The sequence below is a fragment of the Planococcus sp. SE5232 genome (assembly GCF_050686535.1).
In the GTDB taxonomy this organism is placed as follows: Bacteria; Bacillota; Bacilli; order Bacillales_A; family Planococcaceae; genus Planococcus.
The window spans coordinates 147,114-161,198 of sequence record NZ_JBOGCP010000005.1 but is presented as its reverse complement, the minus strand read 5'-3'; the positions used below and the strand labels follow the sequence as shown (position 1 = coordinate 161,198).

Annotated in this window: 25 protein-coding genes; 2 read left to right on the top strand and 23 right to left on the bottom strand. The window is 41.0% G+C overall.

What is annotated here, in order from left to right:
* Window positions 1-30 precede the first annotated feature (30 nt).
* The 16 genes from ACRC6Q_RS16620 to ACRC6Q_RS16545 all read right to left on the bottom strand — a co-directional run bounded on the left by ACRC6Q_RS16620 (window position 31) and on the right by ACRC6Q_RS16545 (window position 5,779).
* The gene (locus ACRC6Q_RS16620; RefSeq protein WP_431467065.1) at window positions 31-192 is read right to left on the bottom strand and encodes a hypothetical protein; all 162 of its coding nucleotides are present in this window, start codon (window positions 190-192) and stop codon (window positions 31-33) included.
* 36 nt (window positions 193-228) lie between these two features.
* Window positions 229-474, bottom strand: coding sequence for a hypothetical protein (locus ACRC6Q_RS16615; RefSeq protein ID WP_431467064.1), 246 nt, complete (start codon window positions 472-474; stop codon window positions 229-231).
* A 35-nt stretch (window positions 475-509) separates the two neighbouring features.
* A complete protein-coding gene (locus ACRC6Q_RS16610) occupies window positions 510-767 on the bottom strand; it encodes a hypothetical protein (RefSeq protein WP_431467063.1) in 258 nt (85 codons plus the stop codon).
* Entirely contained in the window at window positions 751-1,236 is a 486-nt protein-coding gene (locus ACRC6Q_RS16605) for a hypothetical protein (RefSeq protein WP_431467062.1), read from the bottom strand. Before ACRC6Q_RS16605 ends, ACRC6Q_RS16610 begins: the two co-directional genes overlap by 17 nt.
* Window positions 1,237-1,241: 5 nt before the next feature.
* On the bottom strand, window positions 1,242-1,364 hold the full coding sequence (locus ACRC6Q_RS16600) for a hypothetical protein (protein WP_431467061.1): 123 nt from the start codon (window positions 1,362-1,364) through the stop codon (window positions 1,242-1,244).
* Window positions 1,365-1,384: 20 nt separating this feature from the next.
* Window positions 1,385-1,561: a hypothetical protein gene (locus ACRC6Q_RS16595; RefSeq protein WP_431467060.1), complete on the bottom strand. Its 177-nt coding sequence runs from the start codon at window positions 1,559-1,561 to the stop codon at window positions 1,385-1,387.
* 91 nt (window positions 1,562-1,652) lie between these two features.
* Window positions 1,653-1,820 carry a hypothetical protein gene (locus ACRC6Q_RS16590; protein ID WP_431467059.1) on the bottom strand — a complete coding sequence of 56 codons (168 nt, stop codon included), beginning with the start codon at window positions 1,818-1,820 and terminating at the stop codon, window positions 1,653-1,655.
* Window positions 1,817-2,008, bottom strand: coding sequence for a hypothetical protein (locus tag ACRC6Q_RS16585; protein WP_431467058.1), 192 nt, complete (start codon window positions 2,006-2,008; stop codon window positions 1,817-1,819). Before ACRC6Q_RS16585 ends, ACRC6Q_RS16590 begins: the two co-directional genes overlap by 4 nt.
* Before the next feature lie 11 nt (window positions 2,009-2,019).
* Window positions 2,020-2,847 carry an ATP-binding protein gene (locus ACRC6Q_RS16580; RefSeq protein ID WP_431467057.1) on the bottom strand — a complete coding sequence of 276 codons (828 nt, stop codon included), beginning with the start codon at window positions 2,845-2,847 and terminating at the stop codon, window positions 2,020-2,022.
* Complete coding sequence (locus ACRC6Q_RS16575) at window positions 2,783-3,586, bottom strand: conserved phage C-terminal domain-containing protein (protein WP_431467056.1); 804 nt, start codon at window positions 3,584-3,586, stop codon at window positions 2,783-2,785. The genes ACRC6Q_RS16580 and ACRC6Q_RS16575 overlap by 65 nt, the downstream gene beginning before the upstream one ends.
* A gap of 108 nt (window positions 3,587-3,694) precedes the next feature.
* The gene (locus tag ACRC6Q_RS16570; RefSeq protein WP_431467055.1) at window positions 3,695-3,817 is read right to left on the bottom strand and encodes a hypothetical protein; all 123 of its coding nucleotides are present in this window, start codon (window positions 3,815-3,817) and stop codon (window positions 3,695-3,697) included.
* A 45-nt stretch (window positions 3,818-3,862) separates the two neighbouring features.
* Window positions 3,863-4,045 (bottom strand): hypothetical protein, encoded by a 183-nt coding sequence (locus tag ACRC6Q_RS16565; protein WP_431467054.1) that lies wholly within the window; start codon window positions 4,043-4,045, stop codon window positions 3,863-3,865.
* A 21-nt stretch (window positions 4,046-4,066) separates the two neighbouring features.
* Window positions 4,067-4,246, bottom strand: coding sequence for a hypothetical protein (locus ACRC6Q_RS16560; protein WP_431467053.1), 180 nt, complete (start codon window positions 4,244-4,246; stop codon window positions 4,067-4,069).
* The gene (locus tag ACRC6Q_RS16555) at window positions 4,243-4,911 is read right to left on the bottom strand and encodes a Rha family transcriptional regulator (RefSeq protein WP_431467052.1); all 669 of its coding nucleotides are present in this window, start codon (window positions 4,909-4,911) and stop codon (window positions 4,243-4,245) included. The genes ACRC6Q_RS16560 and ACRC6Q_RS16555 overlap by 4 nt, the downstream gene beginning before the upstream one ends.
* A gap of 424 nt (window positions 4,912-5,335) precedes the next feature.
* Window positions 5,336-5,539, bottom strand: coding sequence for a hypothetical protein (locus tag ACRC6Q_RS16550; protein ID WP_431467051.1), 204 nt, complete (start codon window positions 5,537-5,539; stop codon window positions 5,336-5,338).
* 30 nt (window positions 5,540-5,569) lie between these two features.
* Window positions 5,570-5,779 (bottom strand): helix-turn-helix transcriptional regulator, encoded by a 210-nt coding sequence (locus tag ACRC6Q_RS16545; RefSeq protein WP_431467050.1) that lies wholly within the window; start codon window positions 5,777-5,779, stop codon window positions 5,570-5,572.
* 155 nt (window positions 5,780-5,934) lie between these two features.
* On the opposite strand from ACRC6Q_RS16545, the gene ACRC6Q_RS16540 reads away from it, so the two are divergent.
* Both ACRC6Q_RS16540 and ACRC6Q_RS16535 read left to right on the top strand, forming a co-directional pair.
* Window positions 5,935-6,561 (top strand): LexA family protein, encoded by a 627-nt coding sequence (locus ACRC6Q_RS16540; protein WP_431467049.1) that lies wholly within the window; start codon window positions 5,935-5,937, stop codon window positions 6,559-6,561.
* 61 nt (window positions 6,562-6,622) lie between these two features.
* Window positions 6,623-7,663, top strand: coding sequence for a tyrosine-type recombinase/integrase (locus ACRC6Q_RS16535; RefSeq protein ID WP_431467048.1), 1,041 nt, complete (start codon window positions 6,623-6,625; stop codon window positions 7,661-7,663).
* A 67-nt stretch (window positions 7,664-7,730) separates the two neighbouring features.
* Here the strand turns inward: ACRC6Q_RS16535 and sufB are convergent, their stop codons facing one another.
* From sufB to ACRC6Q_RS16500, 7 genes are all read right to left on the bottom strand, one after another.
* Window positions 7,731-9,128 carry a Fe-S cluster assembly protein SufB gene (gene sufB / locus ACRC6Q_RS16530; protein WP_223641888.1) on the bottom strand — a complete coding sequence of 466 codons (1,398 nt, stop codon included), beginning with the start codon at window positions 9,126-9,128 and terminating at the stop codon, window positions 7,731-7,733.
* 20 nt (window positions 9,129-9,148) lie between these two features.
* The gene (gene sufU, locus ACRC6Q_RS16525; protein ID WP_223641885.1) at window positions 9,149-9,589 is read right to left on the bottom strand and encodes a Fe-S cluster assembly sulfur transfer protein SufU; all 441 of its coding nucleotides are present in this window, start codon (window positions 9,587-9,589) and stop codon (window positions 9,149-9,151) included.
* On the bottom strand, window positions 9,579-10,808 hold the full coding sequence (locus ACRC6Q_RS16520) for a cysteine desulfurase (protein WP_223641876.1): 1,230 nt from the start codon (window positions 10,806-10,808) through the stop codon (window positions 9,579-9,581). Before ACRC6Q_RS16520 ends, sufU begins: the two co-directional genes overlap by 11 nt.
* The gene (gene sufD / locus ACRC6Q_RS16515; protein ID WP_223641874.1) at window positions 10,808-12,112 is read right to left on the bottom strand and encodes a Fe-S cluster assembly protein SufD; all 1,305 of its coding nucleotides are present in this window, start codon (window positions 12,110-12,112) and stop codon (window positions 10,808-10,810) included. The genes ACRC6Q_RS16520 and sufD overlap by 1 nt, the downstream gene beginning before the upstream one ends.
* Window positions 12,113-12,130: 18 nt before the next feature.
* Window positions 12,131-12,913 carry a Fe-S cluster assembly ATPase SufC gene (sufC, locus tag ACRC6Q_RS16510; RefSeq protein ID WP_317851933.1) on the bottom strand — a complete coding sequence of 261 codons (783 nt, stop codon included), beginning with the start codon at window positions 12,911-12,913 and terminating at the stop codon, window positions 12,131-12,133.
* A gap of 267 nt (window positions 12,914-13,180) precedes the next feature.
* Window positions 13,181-13,336, bottom strand: a complete 156-nt coding sequence (locus ACRC6Q_RS16505; RefSeq protein WP_215102197.1) for a hypothetical protein — start codon at window positions 13,334-13,336, stop codon at window positions 13,181-13,183.
* A gap of 205 nt (window positions 13,337-13,541) precedes the next feature.
* Entirely contained in the window at window positions 13,542-14,066 is a 525-nt protein-coding gene (locus ACRC6Q_RS16500; RefSeq protein WP_431467047.1) for a hypothetical protein, read from the bottom strand.
* Between the last annotated feature and the right edge of the window lie 19 nt (window positions 14,067-14,085).

Sequence of the window (14,085 nt, the reverse complement as noted above, 5' to 3'; positions counted from 1 at the left end):
CTTTCCCGCGCTTTATGTGCGGACTGCCGTTTAATCTCTAGTCACTTTTTTATCAGCATTAAGCTTTATAAAATGTTCTACTAATTCGTTTGCTTGATCCCATTCTAGATATTGAGCTATAGGCAAATCGTTAATAATTACCCTAAAATAACCGCCAACCATTTCAACTATTTTCACTTTTATTTCAGCCATCCTTTATCATCTCCTTTTCCATCAACTCTGCGGTACTCAATTAATCTTCATCGCAGGTTTGTAATCTCTTTCCATGACAACGCTATGTTTTTCCGACTGATCTGAAGAAGCGTAGCGCTTCTTTGTGCCGCGAATGTTTGGCTGATAAGTGTAGTGCTTGTGTTCATTGTGCTTAGTCTTGATTACGTTGATGACCTTGTAGTCACGAAGTTCATTGTCCTCAATCCGCATAGCCAATTCAGCTGCATTTTTAGCGGTAACGATAATTCTTTGTACGACCATTTCAATCACTCATTTCTTTTGGAAGAGTGCGGCACTTAAATGCCGTCACTCCATTTTCTAGTTGGTAATCCGCCCTGGTACTCCAAAGTGTCTCGTAGTTCCATGGCGTCTTTGAATCCGCATCCGCAGATCTCTTGGATGGCTGAGATTCCAAATACTCTAATTTCGCGTGTTGGCTTCCAGTAAGGAATGGCAGCAACTAACTTGTCATAGTTTTCATCCTTTACTTTCCCGCCTGTATATCTGTCAGCGCGTTCAACCTTCTGCACTTTGGTTTTAGGTGTGTACTGCATTGACTTCATCCTCCGTTTTCATTTCCTGTATATACTCAATGACTTCTAAATCCTTGAAAAATGAGGATTGCCATTTCCAGATGAATAGCTCAATCGGTTTTCTTTCATCCCGGCTCTTCTCTAATATTTCACAGGCTGCTGACCAACCGTTGGCATCTTCTTCTCCTCGTTCATGATAAGGAATCATTTTCGAAATGCTGTATGCGTACTCTTTCCAGATGCTTTGTTGTTTCTGCCATTCAGCTGAAGCTATTTCGATGGTTCCTGTGCGTTCTGAAGGAGACAAAACACTTGCTGGAACAATGCCGATTACGTTGCAAACCCAGTCAGTAGGCAAAAGTTTAATCCAGTGTCTTTCCTGATGCCAATTCGCTTTCTCTTCGCTGAATGTTTCTGCTGCAGATTCTTGTTTATCCTGCAGCATGTCAAATATGGTTAATTGATTTTCAGGGACTTCAATAAATTCCATTTCCTTCACTCCTCTTCATTGATCCAGTCAATTTTCCGCCAGCCGTTCTTCAGCATCCATTTGATGCCAGCTGCACGATATCGGACGAATTGCCAAACCTCCTGTCCGTCTTCATGGCGATAGAACAAAAGCTCTTTGCCCCTTGCCATCAGAACCACGGACTCGCTTTTATTTCGATGTCGCGCTGAAGGTGTACTTTCACCATATAAGCTTTGAGATCGTAATAATCCATATTCCCAAGCGTCTCCCCATTCGGCCCGTAATTGATGCCGTAGCCTTTCAGTTCCTCAACCCAAAATTCCATGTGTTTATGCCAATACTTCATACCCCATCCTCCTTCAATTGTTTTCCAATAATCTTCCTAAACTGATTGTTTTTCAAGAAAATATTGGTATTAGGTTGGTAAAAAAATATTCCTAAAAAGGAACATTTTCATCGTCCATTAAGTCCCCGGTGTATCCGATCTTGATTCCCTTAAATGTGATTGAATCGTAGAACTTCTTTTCGTTATGTTCTTTTTTCCAATCATCAGCTTTTCTGACGGGCTGCCTTTTCTCGACTGGCACTACTTCTTTCTCTTTCATGCTGCCGGTTCTTCCAGATGCTGTTGTAAGATGGCCAGTGCTGTTTTGCGTGCCGGATGGAGTCGGTATAGCAGAGAATCAAACTTCTGCTCTAATGCTTCGTCCTTGCATCCTGTCGCCATCCAGCTGCCTGCGGTTATAACCAACAAATTCAAAGTGTGTTGTCTATTCGCAATATAGTTATCCATCAGAGTTCCTCCTAGTTTTTAAGTAGATGATCAAACTTTGACAATCTGCCTTTAGCAAGTTCGCGTCTGTAGCTGGTTGCTTTGTTCTCGATAGGCTGTGAAATCTCTATCATGCGGTCGTAAGCACGTTTTCCGATTTTATCTGCCAACTGCTTAGGTTCTAGGTTAGAAGTTGCCATGATGGGCTTTTTGCGACGATAACGGTTATCTATGATTAAGAAGATAATCTCTTCCACCCATTCGCTTGTTTTTTCAGCGCCGATGTCGTCAATAATCAACAAATCGCAGATGTTCAAGGCTTTTAGTATTTGCTGTTCGCTTTCGTTATTGCCTTTACCGAATGTCGCTTTTATTCGTTTTAGCAGCTCTGGCATTGAAATGAAGACAACGACTTTTTCTTTTTCCCGCAATTGATTGTGAACAGCTGATGCCAGGTGCGTCTTTCCATTACCTGGTTCGCCCCACAGCAGAATGGATTCAAGGCCGAATTCTTCAAAGTTGTCTGCATAGTACTTTGTTATCTTCTCGGCATTCTCGGAACCGTTCCTAGATTTATAGTTGTCGAAGCTGGATTCATGGAAACGTTCACCAAGGTCGCTGATTGAAAACAACTCCCTCACTTCTCTTTCACGCTGAACATTTTCATATTTGGTGATTTCTCGCTTGCGGATATCAGCTTCACACTTACAAATAGGCTGGACCCATCTGGTTTTCCCGAGTATCTCGATTTTTAATGGCGGCACGATTTCTTGGCAGTGTTCACATACTTCGCCTTCAGAGTGAGAATCCGTCCCATTCTTCGCTGCTAGATCCTCTATGAATTTGTTGAGAGCTTCCATTCGATTTAGCTCCTTTCGGTTTTTGGTTTAGGTAATTTTCAAACTTGGCACCAAACAACGTGCTGGGCTGTAAATAGACTTGCCACTTGCTATCGTTTAGCCATTCTTCGGTTTTGATATCGATGACAGTTTTGAAATCTTCAACCGTGAAACCTTCGTTGATTCTTGCGGCTATTAATGTTTGGGTTTTCTTAGATGCGGATCTGTAGGACTTCCCAGTTTTTTGATTCAGATAATCTACGATGGTTTCATAAGGTAATGAAGGAGCTTTAGCGACATTATCTTTTAATGTAGTAATCTCTGTTGTATTCTCTGTAGTACTCTCTGTTAATGAAAGTGACATTTTGTCATTATGGATAGTGACATTTTGTTCTAATGGAAAGTGACATTTTGTCACTATCGAATCTACCAATTTGTCATAATCCAATTTGTAATGAACTGTCGGTGCTCCATTCGCTCTTTTAATCTTTGTCTCGACCACTCCGAGAGCCTTTAATTTCTCAGTGGAGTAACTGACTTGGCGTTTAGATAAACAGATTTCCTGTTCCCATTCGTCATATGTTTTGTAGAAGAAGCCATCTGTACGCTTGGACTTGTCAGAGTAAAATACAATTTGATTAAGCAGGATGGCTGTTGTTAAATCACCGGTGTACTGAACATAAATACGCGGTACTGTAAATACATTTTCTTGGCCACTTAATCTTTTGGTTAGTTCGCGCATTGCCTTATAATTACTCACTAAAATCATCCTCGATTCATGAATCTTTATATTTCGTTGACGTTAATTGATTTTATTGTGTATACTGTGATTAACTTATTTAATTCTTTGGGTGGCTGATCTGGAAAATCAGTCACTATTTTTTTGTCCTTTTTTAGATACGCTGCCGAACTGAGTTCCGGCCATGAAGCTTATTGAAGTGATGAATACAGTGGCAATGTAGTAATATAATGGCTCTCCTGCTTCAATCATTTGGATCATCCTTTCTTTTGTTGAACATAATGTGCGCATAGTTCTTTATTCGATGATTGAATAATGCCCGTTTATTACGTCTGAAACAGTTAAGTGAAGTTTTGCAAGAAATGCCCAGCGAAGGTCGTCGAGTGTCGTTTCAAGCGTCACTTCCTTGGTTCTACCTTCATAATGAAACTGAACACGCTTGCCTTCTTTTAAAGCTTTCAGTGATTCTTCGTGAGTCATCTTTTATTCCTCCGTTTCCATCTACTCTGTGTCTTCAAGTTCTAATCCCTCGAACTTATCGAACATTTTGCTGACGATAGTTTCAGAATCATAATTTTTAGGATCCAGCAAATGCAGATTCAGCAAAGCCGTTGCCACCAGTCCCATTTCTTTTAGCTTGGCATCATGAGTCATGTTGATCACCTCTCTTTCCGGCTTCATGAAACCTTCCTGGGCATCCAGGCATTAACGTAACGGAGAACTGATTGCAATTCCTTACGTTTTACATCCTTGTATGAAGCAACAGCGAAACGGTCTTTGATTTCTCTGTACAATTCACCGAACAGCTTCGGACGTAACAAAGGATCCCCTTCTAGCTGGTAAACTCTTTTCGATACTGCAATCTGTAATCTACGTTGTTCCCCATGGGCCAGCGTTATTTGGTTTTCAGCAAAGTGACGAACTTCAGAAATTTCTTTTCTCACTACTTCTATTTGATCTGCTGTTTCTAAGCTCAATTTCATCGAAGCCATGAGTTGTTCTTTTTCAGACAGTATTTTTGGTGATTGTGCTGCCATTGCCATTTCATCGAATCTTGTGACATATTCGGCTGTGAAAAGAATGCCTCTCTCGCCAGTCATCTTATTGGCTACCATGTCGCACCCTTTTTTGGTAAGTAAGAAGCAAGGCCGCTGTTCTTTCTTCGCATCCTCGTAATAATGTGGGATGAAGAATTCTGACGAGCGCATATTTGCGCTGGTTAAAATACCTGAGTAGTGGCGTATAGAGCGCATTAGTTCTTTGTGTTCTTTTCCAGTCATATTTGCTACTTCTCTGCTTTCAGTGACAAGGCGACCTTCTAAGGAAATTACTTTCAAATACGGCATTTTCTTTCCTCTTTTCTTTTTGTATTTGTAGGACTGTGAGCTTCACACTCCCCATTCAGTATTCAAACGTCTTGGCATTGCCTTTCGGTGTCGCTCGCTTCCTAAGAAGGTCTTGGCGTACTCTGCTCGGTTCAAACACTCAATGGAGAGTATGAATGCGATATTTAAGTTTATAATTGTTAAATATTTTAATTTACAGTTTTTTTACATGTATCATCCAGCGATTAAATATTTTGAAGAAATATATGGTAATTATTATTTAAAAAAATTAGTGCTCATTTATCTGAGTACAAATAGAATTTGATGCACACTACAAGGTAGATCAAGCCGATGATGGTTAATGCTGAAATCTCAAAGCTGTTTTCTTCTGTCATCATTTTTTCATTCCTTTACCTATGTTCCTTTTAACTGCGTTATCTAATTCTTATGTGTAGCTCATCCCTTTTTCGCTCATTCGAATGTAAGGATATTTTTCGTGAAAGAAACTGACGGGTACTTTGCCGCGCTCGATCCAGTACCCCTTTGTTTTAAGTTCTTCATTTAACGCTTGGATGCGATATTGCGCTGTTCTTACATGGCCGAGGTTTAGCATTTCTTGGACCTCAATTGCTGTATAGAATTGTTTCATCTTGGCACCTCATTTCGGTTTTTCTGAAGTCTACCCTAAAAAAATATCGTCAACTGATACGCCAAGTGCTTTGGCTAGTTTTTCCAGAGTTTGATAATTAGATTTTCTAAGGTTTTCCACGTTTGATTCATACAATCCAATGCTTTTTGCAGACAAACCTGCTCTTTTAGCCAGTTCTTCCTGCGTCAAGTCAGCTTTTGTTCTCAAGACCTTTAATTTATCTTTTGTAGCCGTCATCATGTTCTCTCCCCCTTCTCTGTTGCACTCATCATATCATTTCTGTATTTCTGAAGTCAAGAACTTTATTTCAGAAATTCAGAAATTAAATTCCGTTATTATTCTTCATCATTTCAGCAATGGGTGGTATAGTATAGAAGAAAGGCAGGTGAAACGACATGAAGACAGTCTTCGGTCGTAATTTAAAATATTTGAGAGAGAAGCGAGGTTTAGAGCAAATGGAGTTAGCCCAATTGCTGGGCCGTAAAAGTTCTTCTTCTATTAGTGAGTGGGAAAAAGGAACGTACACTCCGAAGTCGGGAGTTCTATCAGATATAGCTAGTATATTCCGTGTAAACTTACATGATTTGATGAATGAAGATTTAACAATACCTAGTAATTTAAAAGAAATACCTCCACAAGGCGTGAAGATACCGCTATATGGAAGAATACCGTGTGGATCGCCAATTCCTGTAGAAGAAGATTTAGAAGGATATCTTTATCGCTCGTCTGACGGAGTTCCCGGAGGCGAGCTTTTGGGTTTGAGAGTAAAAGGTGATAGTATGTATCCTACCATTCCAGATGGCGCCTATGTAGTTGTTAGAAGACAGAGCACTGCTGAGAATGGCGAATTAGTTGTAGTTTGTATTAATGGAGATAATTACGCGACATTAAAACGTTTCAAAAAACAAGGGAATACGATTATCTTGATGCCTGACAACCAACAACATGATCCGATTGTCGTCACTGAAGATAATTCGATTACTATTATTGGGAAAGTTGTAAGTTATGAAGTTAGATTTTAATAATGACGAATGGAGAGTGGTCTTTTGCCACTCTTTATTAACTAATCAGGAGGTTTAAAAGATGCCCGTATACAAAGATGAGCAAAGGAAGACTTGGTACTTCAAAGTTAGATATAAAGATATGTATGGTATTAATAAGCAAAAACTTAAGAGAGGTTTCGAAAAAAGGAAAGATGCAATAGCTGCTGAAGCAGATTTCGTTTCAAGTATTAAAGATTCCTTTTCGGACGAAGTTACATTCGATGAAGTTTTTCTTCATAATATTTCATTTAAAACATATAAAGAAAAAACCATAAAACGCCGGGTGAATGAATATAACCTCCACATAAAACCGAAATTCGGACATTTAAAACTGAAAGATATAAGCATGAGGCAAGTGATGGATTTCAAAACTTATTTAGAAAATAATTTTAAATCACTTAACAGTGCTAGGACTGTATATAGTAACTTTAAAGTTATCATCAATCACTCAGTTAAATTCTACAATATGAAAATAGATCCGACTTTAAAAATCGAACCAATTAAGCGAGTGAAAGCAAAGGTTAACTATATGAAAAAAGAAGAATTTGAGAGCCGTCTCCAGGAGTTTACCATTCATCATTACCAGGAGCTCACTCATACGTTGTTTTTTACCGGCCTTAGAATAGGAGAAGCCCTGGCTTTGCAGTGGAAGAATGTAGACCTGGTGAACATGAAGCTCTTTGTCGCCCATACCCTCGATGTGAACAAAAGAGAATTAGGACCACCGAAAAATTCAGCTAGTGAGGCATTTATTCCTTTGCATCGCTCCATTGTAGACATGTTAATTGAAATAAAAAAAGAATCCGCAGAAAAGTTCCACGGATTCAATGATGATTATTTTGTTTTCGGTGGGTTGCAGCCCTACCACTATTCTCACTTTCATAAGAAGTTTCGTCAAGTTTATCCTGAATTAAGAATACATGACACAAGACATAGTTATGCAACCCACTTAATTAATAACGGTGCTGATCTTTACTTGATTAAGGAGCTTATGAGACATTCCAGTATACAAGAAACAGCTAATACATACAGTCATTTGTATATGGAACGGAAACATGAAGCTATGTCCTTTTTTGATTAATGGTATCAAATCGGTATCAAAGGTATAACTAGAATCTTTAAAACCTAGCTATACCAAGGGTTAAAGACTAACCTATTGAGCCTTCCATTTCGAACTTGATCAAACGGTTCATTTCCACCGCATATTCCATAGGAAGTTCTTTCGTAAATGGCTCGATGAAGCCCATTACGATCATTTCTGTTGCTTCCTGTTCCGAAACACCACGGCTCATCAAGTAGAACAATTGCTCTTCAGACACTTTTGAAACTTTCGCTTCGTGTTCCAAAGAAACGTTATCGTTCAGGATTTCATTGTATGGAATTGTATCAGAAGTAGACTGATTATCCATAATCAATGTATCACACTCGATGTTTGAACGGGCACCATCGGCTTTGCGGCCAAAGTGCACGATTCCGCGGTATGAAACTTTCCCGCCTTGTTTCGAAATGGATTTCGAAACAATTGAAGAAGATGTATTCGGAGCCAAGTGAATCATTTTCGCTCCAGCATCCTGATGCTGTCCTTTACCAGCGATTGCGATCGACAAAGTCATGCCGCGTGCGCCTTCGCCTTTCAAGTAAACAGCTGGGTATTTCATCGTCAATTTAGATCCAATGTTGCCATCGATCCATTCCATTGTTCCGTTTGCGTCAACAAATGCACGCTTCGTCACCAGGTTATAGACGTTGTTTGCCCAGTTTTGGATCGTTGTATAACGGCAATAAGCATCTTTCTTCACAATGATTTCAACAACAGCGGAGTGAAGTGAATTCGTCGTGTAGACAGGAGCTGTACAACCTTCTACATAATGGACGCTTGCGCCTTCATCAACGATGATCAGCGTACGCTCAAATTGACCCATGTTTTCTGAGTTGATACGGAAGTAAGCTTGAAGTGGTGATTCCACTTTGATGCCTTTTGGTACGTAGATGAAAGATCCACCAGACCAAACCGCCGTGTTCAATGCAGCAAATTTATTGTCAGCTGCCGGAATGACCGACTGCCAATATTCTTTGAAAAGATCTTCGTTTTCACGAAGAGCAGAACCGGTATCTTTAAAGACGATCCCCATGTCTTCCAACTCCACTTTCATGTTGTGGTAGACAACTTCAGATTCGTATTGAGCTGAAACACCAGCCAAATACTTCTGCTCTGCTTCTGGAATCCCTAATTTGTCAAATGTACGTTTGATTTCTTCAGGGACTTCATCCCAAGAAGTCTGGCTAGCTTCTGATGGTTTTACGTAATACGTAATTTCATCAAAGTCCAATGAACCTAAATCGCCGCCCCATTGTGGCATCGGCATTGAATAGAATAATTTCAATGCTTTCAGACGGGAATTCAACATCCATTCCGGCTCTTCTTTAATTTTCGAAATTTCTCGTACAATTTCTTCTGTCAGTCCTCGTTTAGATCTGAAAACTGAGACATCCTTGTCGTGGAACCCATATTTATAATCACCGATTTCTGGCATTTTTTTCGCCATCGTCGTTCCTCCGTTCTCTGTTACGATTTTTCTTCGTTTTGAACGCCTTTTTCCATGGCTTTCCATGCTAAAGTAGCGCATTTGATACGGGCCGGAAACTGAGAGACGCCTTGCAATGCTTCAATATCACCGAGATCAATCGAATCATCGTACTCTTTACCAAGCATCATATCAGAAAAGATGCCGGAAAGTTTTAATGCCGTATCAATTTCCTGTCCTTTGACAGCCTGCGTCATCATGGAAGCAGAAGCCATTGAAATCGAACATCCTTCACCGTCAAACTTCGCATCTTTGACGATGCCGTCTTCGACCTGTAAAGTCAACAGGATGCGATCTCCGCAGGTCGGATTGTTCATCTCGATATTGACGCTGTTCTCTTCAATTGTCCCTTTATTTCGGGGTGTTTTATAATGGTCCATAATAACCCGTCGGTATAATTGGTCTAAATTATTAGAAGACATCGTTGAAATACTCCTTTGCCGAACGCAGACCTTCCACTAAGCGGTCTACATCAGATTCGCTGTTGTATAAGTAGAAGCTTGCGCGTGCTGTAGCTGAAACTTCCAGCCATTTCATCAAAGGCTGTGCGCAATGATGGCCTGCACGAACCGCAATGCCGCTCATATCCAGGACAGTTGCCACATCATGCGGATGGACGTCATTCAAGTTGAATGTCACGATGCCAGCCCGCAGCTGCGGATCCGCCGGACCGTAAATATCCAATCCTTCAATCGTGCTCATTTTTTCCATTGCGTAAGCAGCCATTTGATGTTCATGCTTTTCAATTTCATTTAAGCCGATTTCGTTAAGAAAATCAATCGCTGCGCCTAATCCAACCGCACCTGCAATAATCGGTGTCCCGCCTTCAAATTTCCACGGCAACTCTTTCCAAGTCGAATCATACAAACCGACGAAGTCGATCATTTCCCCGCCGAATTCAACCGGCTCCATATTGTTCAATAATTCCTTTTTGCCGTACAGAACGCCGATTCCAGTAGGACCACACATTTTGTGTCCAGAGAATGCAAAGAAGTCACAATCAAGCTGCTGGACATCTATTTTCAGATGAGGTGCAGCCTGAGCTCCGTCAACCACCATGACCGCTCCATTTTCATGGGCGATCTGTGCAACTTCCTTAACTGGGTTCATTGTGCCGAGTACGTTCGAGACATAAACCATTGAAACAATTTTTGTCCGTTCCGTCACGGCCGCTCGAACTTGTTCCAAAGAAATCGTACCGTCTTTTTCAAGTTCAACATATTTTAAAATGGCTCCACGTTCTTTCGCCAATTGCTGCCATGGAATGATATTGGAATGATGCTCCATATAGGTGATGACGATTTCATCGCCTTCTTCTACATTGGCTCTGCCGTAGCTTTGCGCAATAAGGTTTATGGCCGTTGTCGTCCCCCGCAGGAAAATGATTTCTTCCAATGAATTGGCGTTGATGAATTTACGGACCTTTTCACGTGCACCTTCATACTTTTCAGTGGCACGGTTGCCGAGCGTATGGACGCCTCGGTGCACATTGGCATTATCGTGTTCATAATATTCCTTTAATGCCTCAATGACTTGAACCGGCTTTTGGGAAGTTGCCGCACTGTCCAGATAAATCAGTGGGTTACCATTTATTTCTTGGTTGAGTATCGGAAAATAGCTTTTTATCTCTTTGTTGATCATCAGCGGACTTTCCTTTCGATAACCTCCGTCAATTGCTTTTTAACGCCTTCGATTGGCAGTACGCGAACAACCGGTGCCAAGAAACCGTGAATAACAAGACGTTCAGCTTCTTGTTTTGTGATACCGCGGCTCATCAAGTAATACAATTGAAGCGGATCTACACGTCCGACTGAAGCGGCATGCCCAGCCGTAACATCGTCTTCATCGATCAAAAGAATCGGGTTTGCGTCTCCACGAGCTTTTTCACTTAACATCAACACACGTGATTCCTGCACTGCGTTCGATCTTGTTGCACCGTGTTCGATTTTGCCGATGCCGTTGAAGATGGCTGAGGAAGAATCTTTCATAACACCGTGTTTCAAAATGAAGCCTTCGGAATCTTTGCCCCAATGGACAACTTGAGTCGTGAAGTTCTGCTTTTGTTTTCCGCGTCCAACCACTACGCTCTTCGTATCGCCATAAGAATTATCGCCGATCAGGTTTGTCGTGTTTTCGGAAATCGTGTCACTGTCATTCATCATTCCAAGTGCCCACTCGATGCGTGCATCACGTGCTGCTACACCACGGCGGTTGACATAGGTGATGAAACCTTCTGCCAGTGTATCCACTGCACCGTACGTAATTTGCGCATTATCTTCAGCAAATACTTCTGAAACGATATTTGCCAATCCATTAGCATGCGGCACAGTAGAGTAATAGTTCTCCACATATGTCACTTTACTGCTGGTATCAGCAACCACAATCACGTGGTTGAACAAAGATGCTTCAGCGTCATCGTGATAAAAGACCACTTGTACAGGCTCTTCCACAACAACATTTTTCGGAACGTATAAGAAAGCTCCGCCGTTCATCAATGCAGCATTCAATGCTGTCAATTTATGCTCATCGGTTTTTACGCCGTTAGTCATGAAGTATTTCTTCACCAAATCACCGTGTTCACGTAGAGCTGTAAAAATGTCCGTCAAAATAACGCCTTGAGCTGCAAGCTCATCAGAAATCCGTGAAAATGCAGGCGTGTTATTGTGTTGGATATAGAGATTCTTTTGCTCTAGGTCCACGATGGCTTTAACATCTTCCGTCAAATCTTCCATAGAATCGAAAGCCGAACTTTCTACCGTATGAACTGGAAAATCAGTGAAGTTCCAGCTAAGGATTTTGGTTTTATCTGGTTTTGGCAGCGGCAAGCTTTGCGCTTCACCAAACGAACGAAGACGAAGCTCAGTAAACCATGAAGGTTCACCATTCATTTCTGAAAAGGAGCGCACGTCCTGCTCGGTCATTTTTAAATTTGTTTCAACCGTCATGCTAGTCTCTCCCTTCAATTATGCTTGTCCTACAGTCTCGTCTTCAATGCCAAGTTCAACTTTGATCCAATCATAGCCTTCTGACTCCAATTTATGGGAAAGTTCTTCCCCGCCAGATTTAACGACGCGTCCTTGCATCATTACATGAACATGGTCAGGCGTGATGTAGTTCAGTAGACGCTGGTAGTGAGTGATGATCAGGCAACCGAAGTTTTCACTTCTCATTTGGTTGATGCCATCTGAAACGACTTTCAAAGCATCAATATCCAATCCGGAGTCAATTTCGTCCAAAATTGCGATTTTTGGTTTGATCATCATCAATTGAAGAATCTCGTTGCGTTTCTTTTCCCCGCCTGAGAAGCCTTCGTTTAAATAACGCTGTGCCATATCCTGTTCCATATCAAGCACTTCCATTTTGCTGTCCAATTCACGGATGAATTTCATCAATGAAATTTCATCGCCTTCTTCACGTCGTGCGTTCATTGCAGAACGCATAAAGTCAGCATTGGTCACTCCTGAAATTTCGCTTGGATACTGCATGCCAAGGAAAAGACCTGCGCGTGCGCGTTCATCAACTTCCATCTCCAAGACGTCTTCGCCGTCCAATGTGATGGATCCTTGCGTGATTTCGTATTTTGGATGACCCATGATAGCTGATGCCAGTGTTGATTTACCAGTACCGTTAGGCCCCATGATTGCGTGGATTTCACCTGTATTAATTGTTAAGTCTACACCTTTTAAAATCTCTTTATCTTCGATTTTAACGTGTAAATCTTTAATGACCAAAGTTGACATGTAAATACCTCCATAAAGTTAATGTTGAATGGCAAACCATTCTTAATTAGTATCATTCTAATCTTAACGCATATTCACCATACTGGCAAATCATTAAACCGCTTCAAAAGCTGGCTCAAACCATTTTAGAATACTGGATTCCTTACTATTTTGTAAAAGCTTGATATGATAACTGTCATGGATTCATATTTTCAATAAAAGATTGCTAATTGAGAATTCATATCATTGAAAAACCAGCATCCGAGGATGCTGGTTCCGTTTTTATATTTATGATTAGTCTCGATGAACCTGCCGTTCGATTTGGCTGGCTACTTTTTGGCCTAGCTGATAATCTTGTTCACGGCGCTGTTCTACTTCAAGTATTTTATCCGGGTCATTTTGATACTCGTCAATTCCGAAACCATGTGCGTTTCTGAATGCTTGTTCCATTTTCTCCGTCTTTTCAATTCCATTCGATTCGATACTGAACCATTCCTTTCAATCTTGTAATTTTTAAGATTACTTTTTTATTATACCCCATCGCGTCGCAAATAAACATAAAGAATAGTTTAATTAATCTGAAAATAGAACTATTGTCTTATGTCCCCCCATAAACAAACCCCTCTGACAACTTTTAGTCAGAGGGGTTACTCAATTATTGCGAAACTTCGTTATAGATGCTGGATGCAGCCAAATCCTGCTCCACCAGCAACTCGTTCAACTGTGCGTCTGCTTCGTTGAACTTCTCATCAGCTGCTTCAAATGACGCATCTTTCGCCAATTCTTCAGCTTTTATCTCATAAGATTCACGAATAGAAGCAAATGCCTTTTCGATCTGTCCTTTTTGATCTTGCAATACCTCCGGAATCTCCAGGGCATCTACTGCTCCTGCCGCTTCATTTGCAGAAGTGATTGCTGCGTCTTTCATCGCTTGCAATTCTTCGCCTTCCGGCAACGTGCCTTCTGCCTGATTCATCTCAAATGTATTTAGACCCCCATCTACCGCATTGATGGCATTTGGAATGGACATATAGAATTTCATCAATTCTCTTTTTACTTCTTTGTTGTCTTCAGAACCCTCTGCACCTGTTGTTGCTTCCGCTGGCTCAGCTGATTCCTCCGCTCCGCACGCCGCCAATAAAACGGTTGCCGATAACCCAATTGCCCATAACTTTTTCATGATGTTTCCCCCTATTGTG

What these genes read in the sequence shown, in the direction of transcription:
- ACRC6Q_RS16560 (WP_431467053.1), bottom strand. Translation starts at nt 4,246, where the DNA reads ATGAAGCCGGAAAGAGAGGTGATCAACATGACTCATGATGCCAAGCTA.
- ACRC6Q_RS16550 (WP_431467051.1), bottom strand. Translation starts at nt 5,539, where the DNA reads ATGAAACAATTCTATACAGCAATTGAGGTCCAAGAAATGCTAAACCTC.
- ACRC6Q_RS16505 (WP_215102197.1), bottom strand. Translation starts at nt 13,336, where the DNA reads ATGGAACAAGCATTCAGAAACGCACATGGTTTCGGAATTGACGAGTAT.
- ACRC6Q_RS16580 (WP_431467057.1), bottom strand. Translation starts at nt 2,847, where the DNA reads ATGGAAGCTCTCAACAAATTCATAGAGGATCTAGCAGCGAAGAATGGG.
- sufU (WP_223641885.1), bottom strand. Translation starts at nt 9,589, where the DNA reads ATGTCTTCTAATAATTTAGACCAATTATACCGACGGGTTATTATGGAC.
- ACRC6Q_RS16535 (WP_431467048.1), top strand. Translation starts at nt 6,623, where the DNA reads ATGCCCGTATACAAAGATGAGCAAAGGAAGACTTGGTACTTCAAAGTT.
- sufD (WP_223641874.1), bottom strand. Translation starts at nt 12,112, where the DNA reads ATGACGGTTGAAACAAATTTAAAAATGACCGAGCAGGACGTGCGCTCC.
- ACRC6Q_RS16570 (WP_431467055.1), bottom strand. Translation starts at nt 3,817, where the DNA reads ATGATTGAAGCAGGAGAGCCATTATATTACTACATTGCCACTGTATTC.
- ACRC6Q_RS16545 (WP_431467050.1), bottom strand. Translation starts at nt 5,779, where the DNA reads ATGATGACGGCTACAAAAGATAAATTAAAGGTCTTGAGAACAAAAGCT.
- ACRC6Q_RS16500 (WP_431467047.1), bottom strand. Translation starts at nt 14,066, where the DNA reads ATGAAAAAGTTATGGGCAATTGGGTTATCGGCAACCGTTTTATTGGCG.
- ACRC6Q_RS16540 (WP_431467049.1), top strand. Translation starts at nt 5,935, where the DNA reads ATGAAGACAGTCTTCGGTCGTAATTTAAAATATTTGAGAGAGAAGCGA.
- sufB (WP_223641888.1), bottom strand. Translation starts at nt 9,128, where the DNA reads ATGGCGAAAAAAATGCCAGAAATCGGTGATTATAAATATGGGTTCCAC.
- ACRC6Q_RS16555 (WP_431467052.1), bottom strand. Translation starts at nt 4,911, where the DNA reads ATGCCGTATTTGAAAGTAATTTCCTTAGAAGGTCGCCTTGTCACTGAA.
- ACRC6Q_RS16620 (WP_431467065.1), bottom strand. Translation starts at nt 192, where the DNA reads ATGGCTGAAATAAAAGTGAAAATAGTTGAAATGGTTGGCGGTTATTTT.
- ACRC6Q_RS16605 (WP_431467062.1), bottom strand. Translation starts at nt 1,236, where the DNA reads ATGGAATTTATTGAAGTCCCTGAAAATCAATTAACCATATTTGACATG.
- ACRC6Q_RS16610 (WP_431467063.1), bottom strand. Translation starts at nt 767, where the DNA reads ATGCAGTACACACCTAAAACCAAAGTGCAGAAGGTTGAACGCGCTGAC.
- ACRC6Q_RS16595 (WP_431467060.1), bottom strand. Translation starts at nt 1,561, where the DNA reads ATGAAGTATTGGCATAAACACATGGAATTTTGGGTTGAGGAACTGAAA.
- ACRC6Q_RS16565 (WP_431467054.1), bottom strand. Translation starts at nt 4,045, where the DNA reads ATGACTCACGAAGAATCACTGAAAGCTTTAAAAGAAGGCAAGCGTGTT.
- ACRC6Q_RS16520 (WP_223641876.1), bottom strand. Translation starts at nt 10,808, where the DNA reads ATGATCAACAAAGAGATAAAAAGCTATTTTCCGATACTCAACCAAGAA.
- ACRC6Q_RS16585 (WP_431467058.1), bottom strand. Translation starts at nt 2,008, where the DNA reads ATGGATAACTATATTGCGAATAGACAACACACTTTGAATTTGTTGGTT.
- ACRC6Q_RS16590 (WP_431467059.1), bottom strand. Translation starts at nt 1,820, where the DNA reads ATGAAAGAGAAAGAAGTAGTGCCAGTCGAGAAAAGGCAGCCCGTCAGA.
- ACRC6Q_RS16615 (WP_431467064.1), bottom strand. Translation starts at nt 474, where the DNA reads ATGGTCGTACAAAGAATTATCGTTACCGCTAAAAATGCAGCTGAATTG.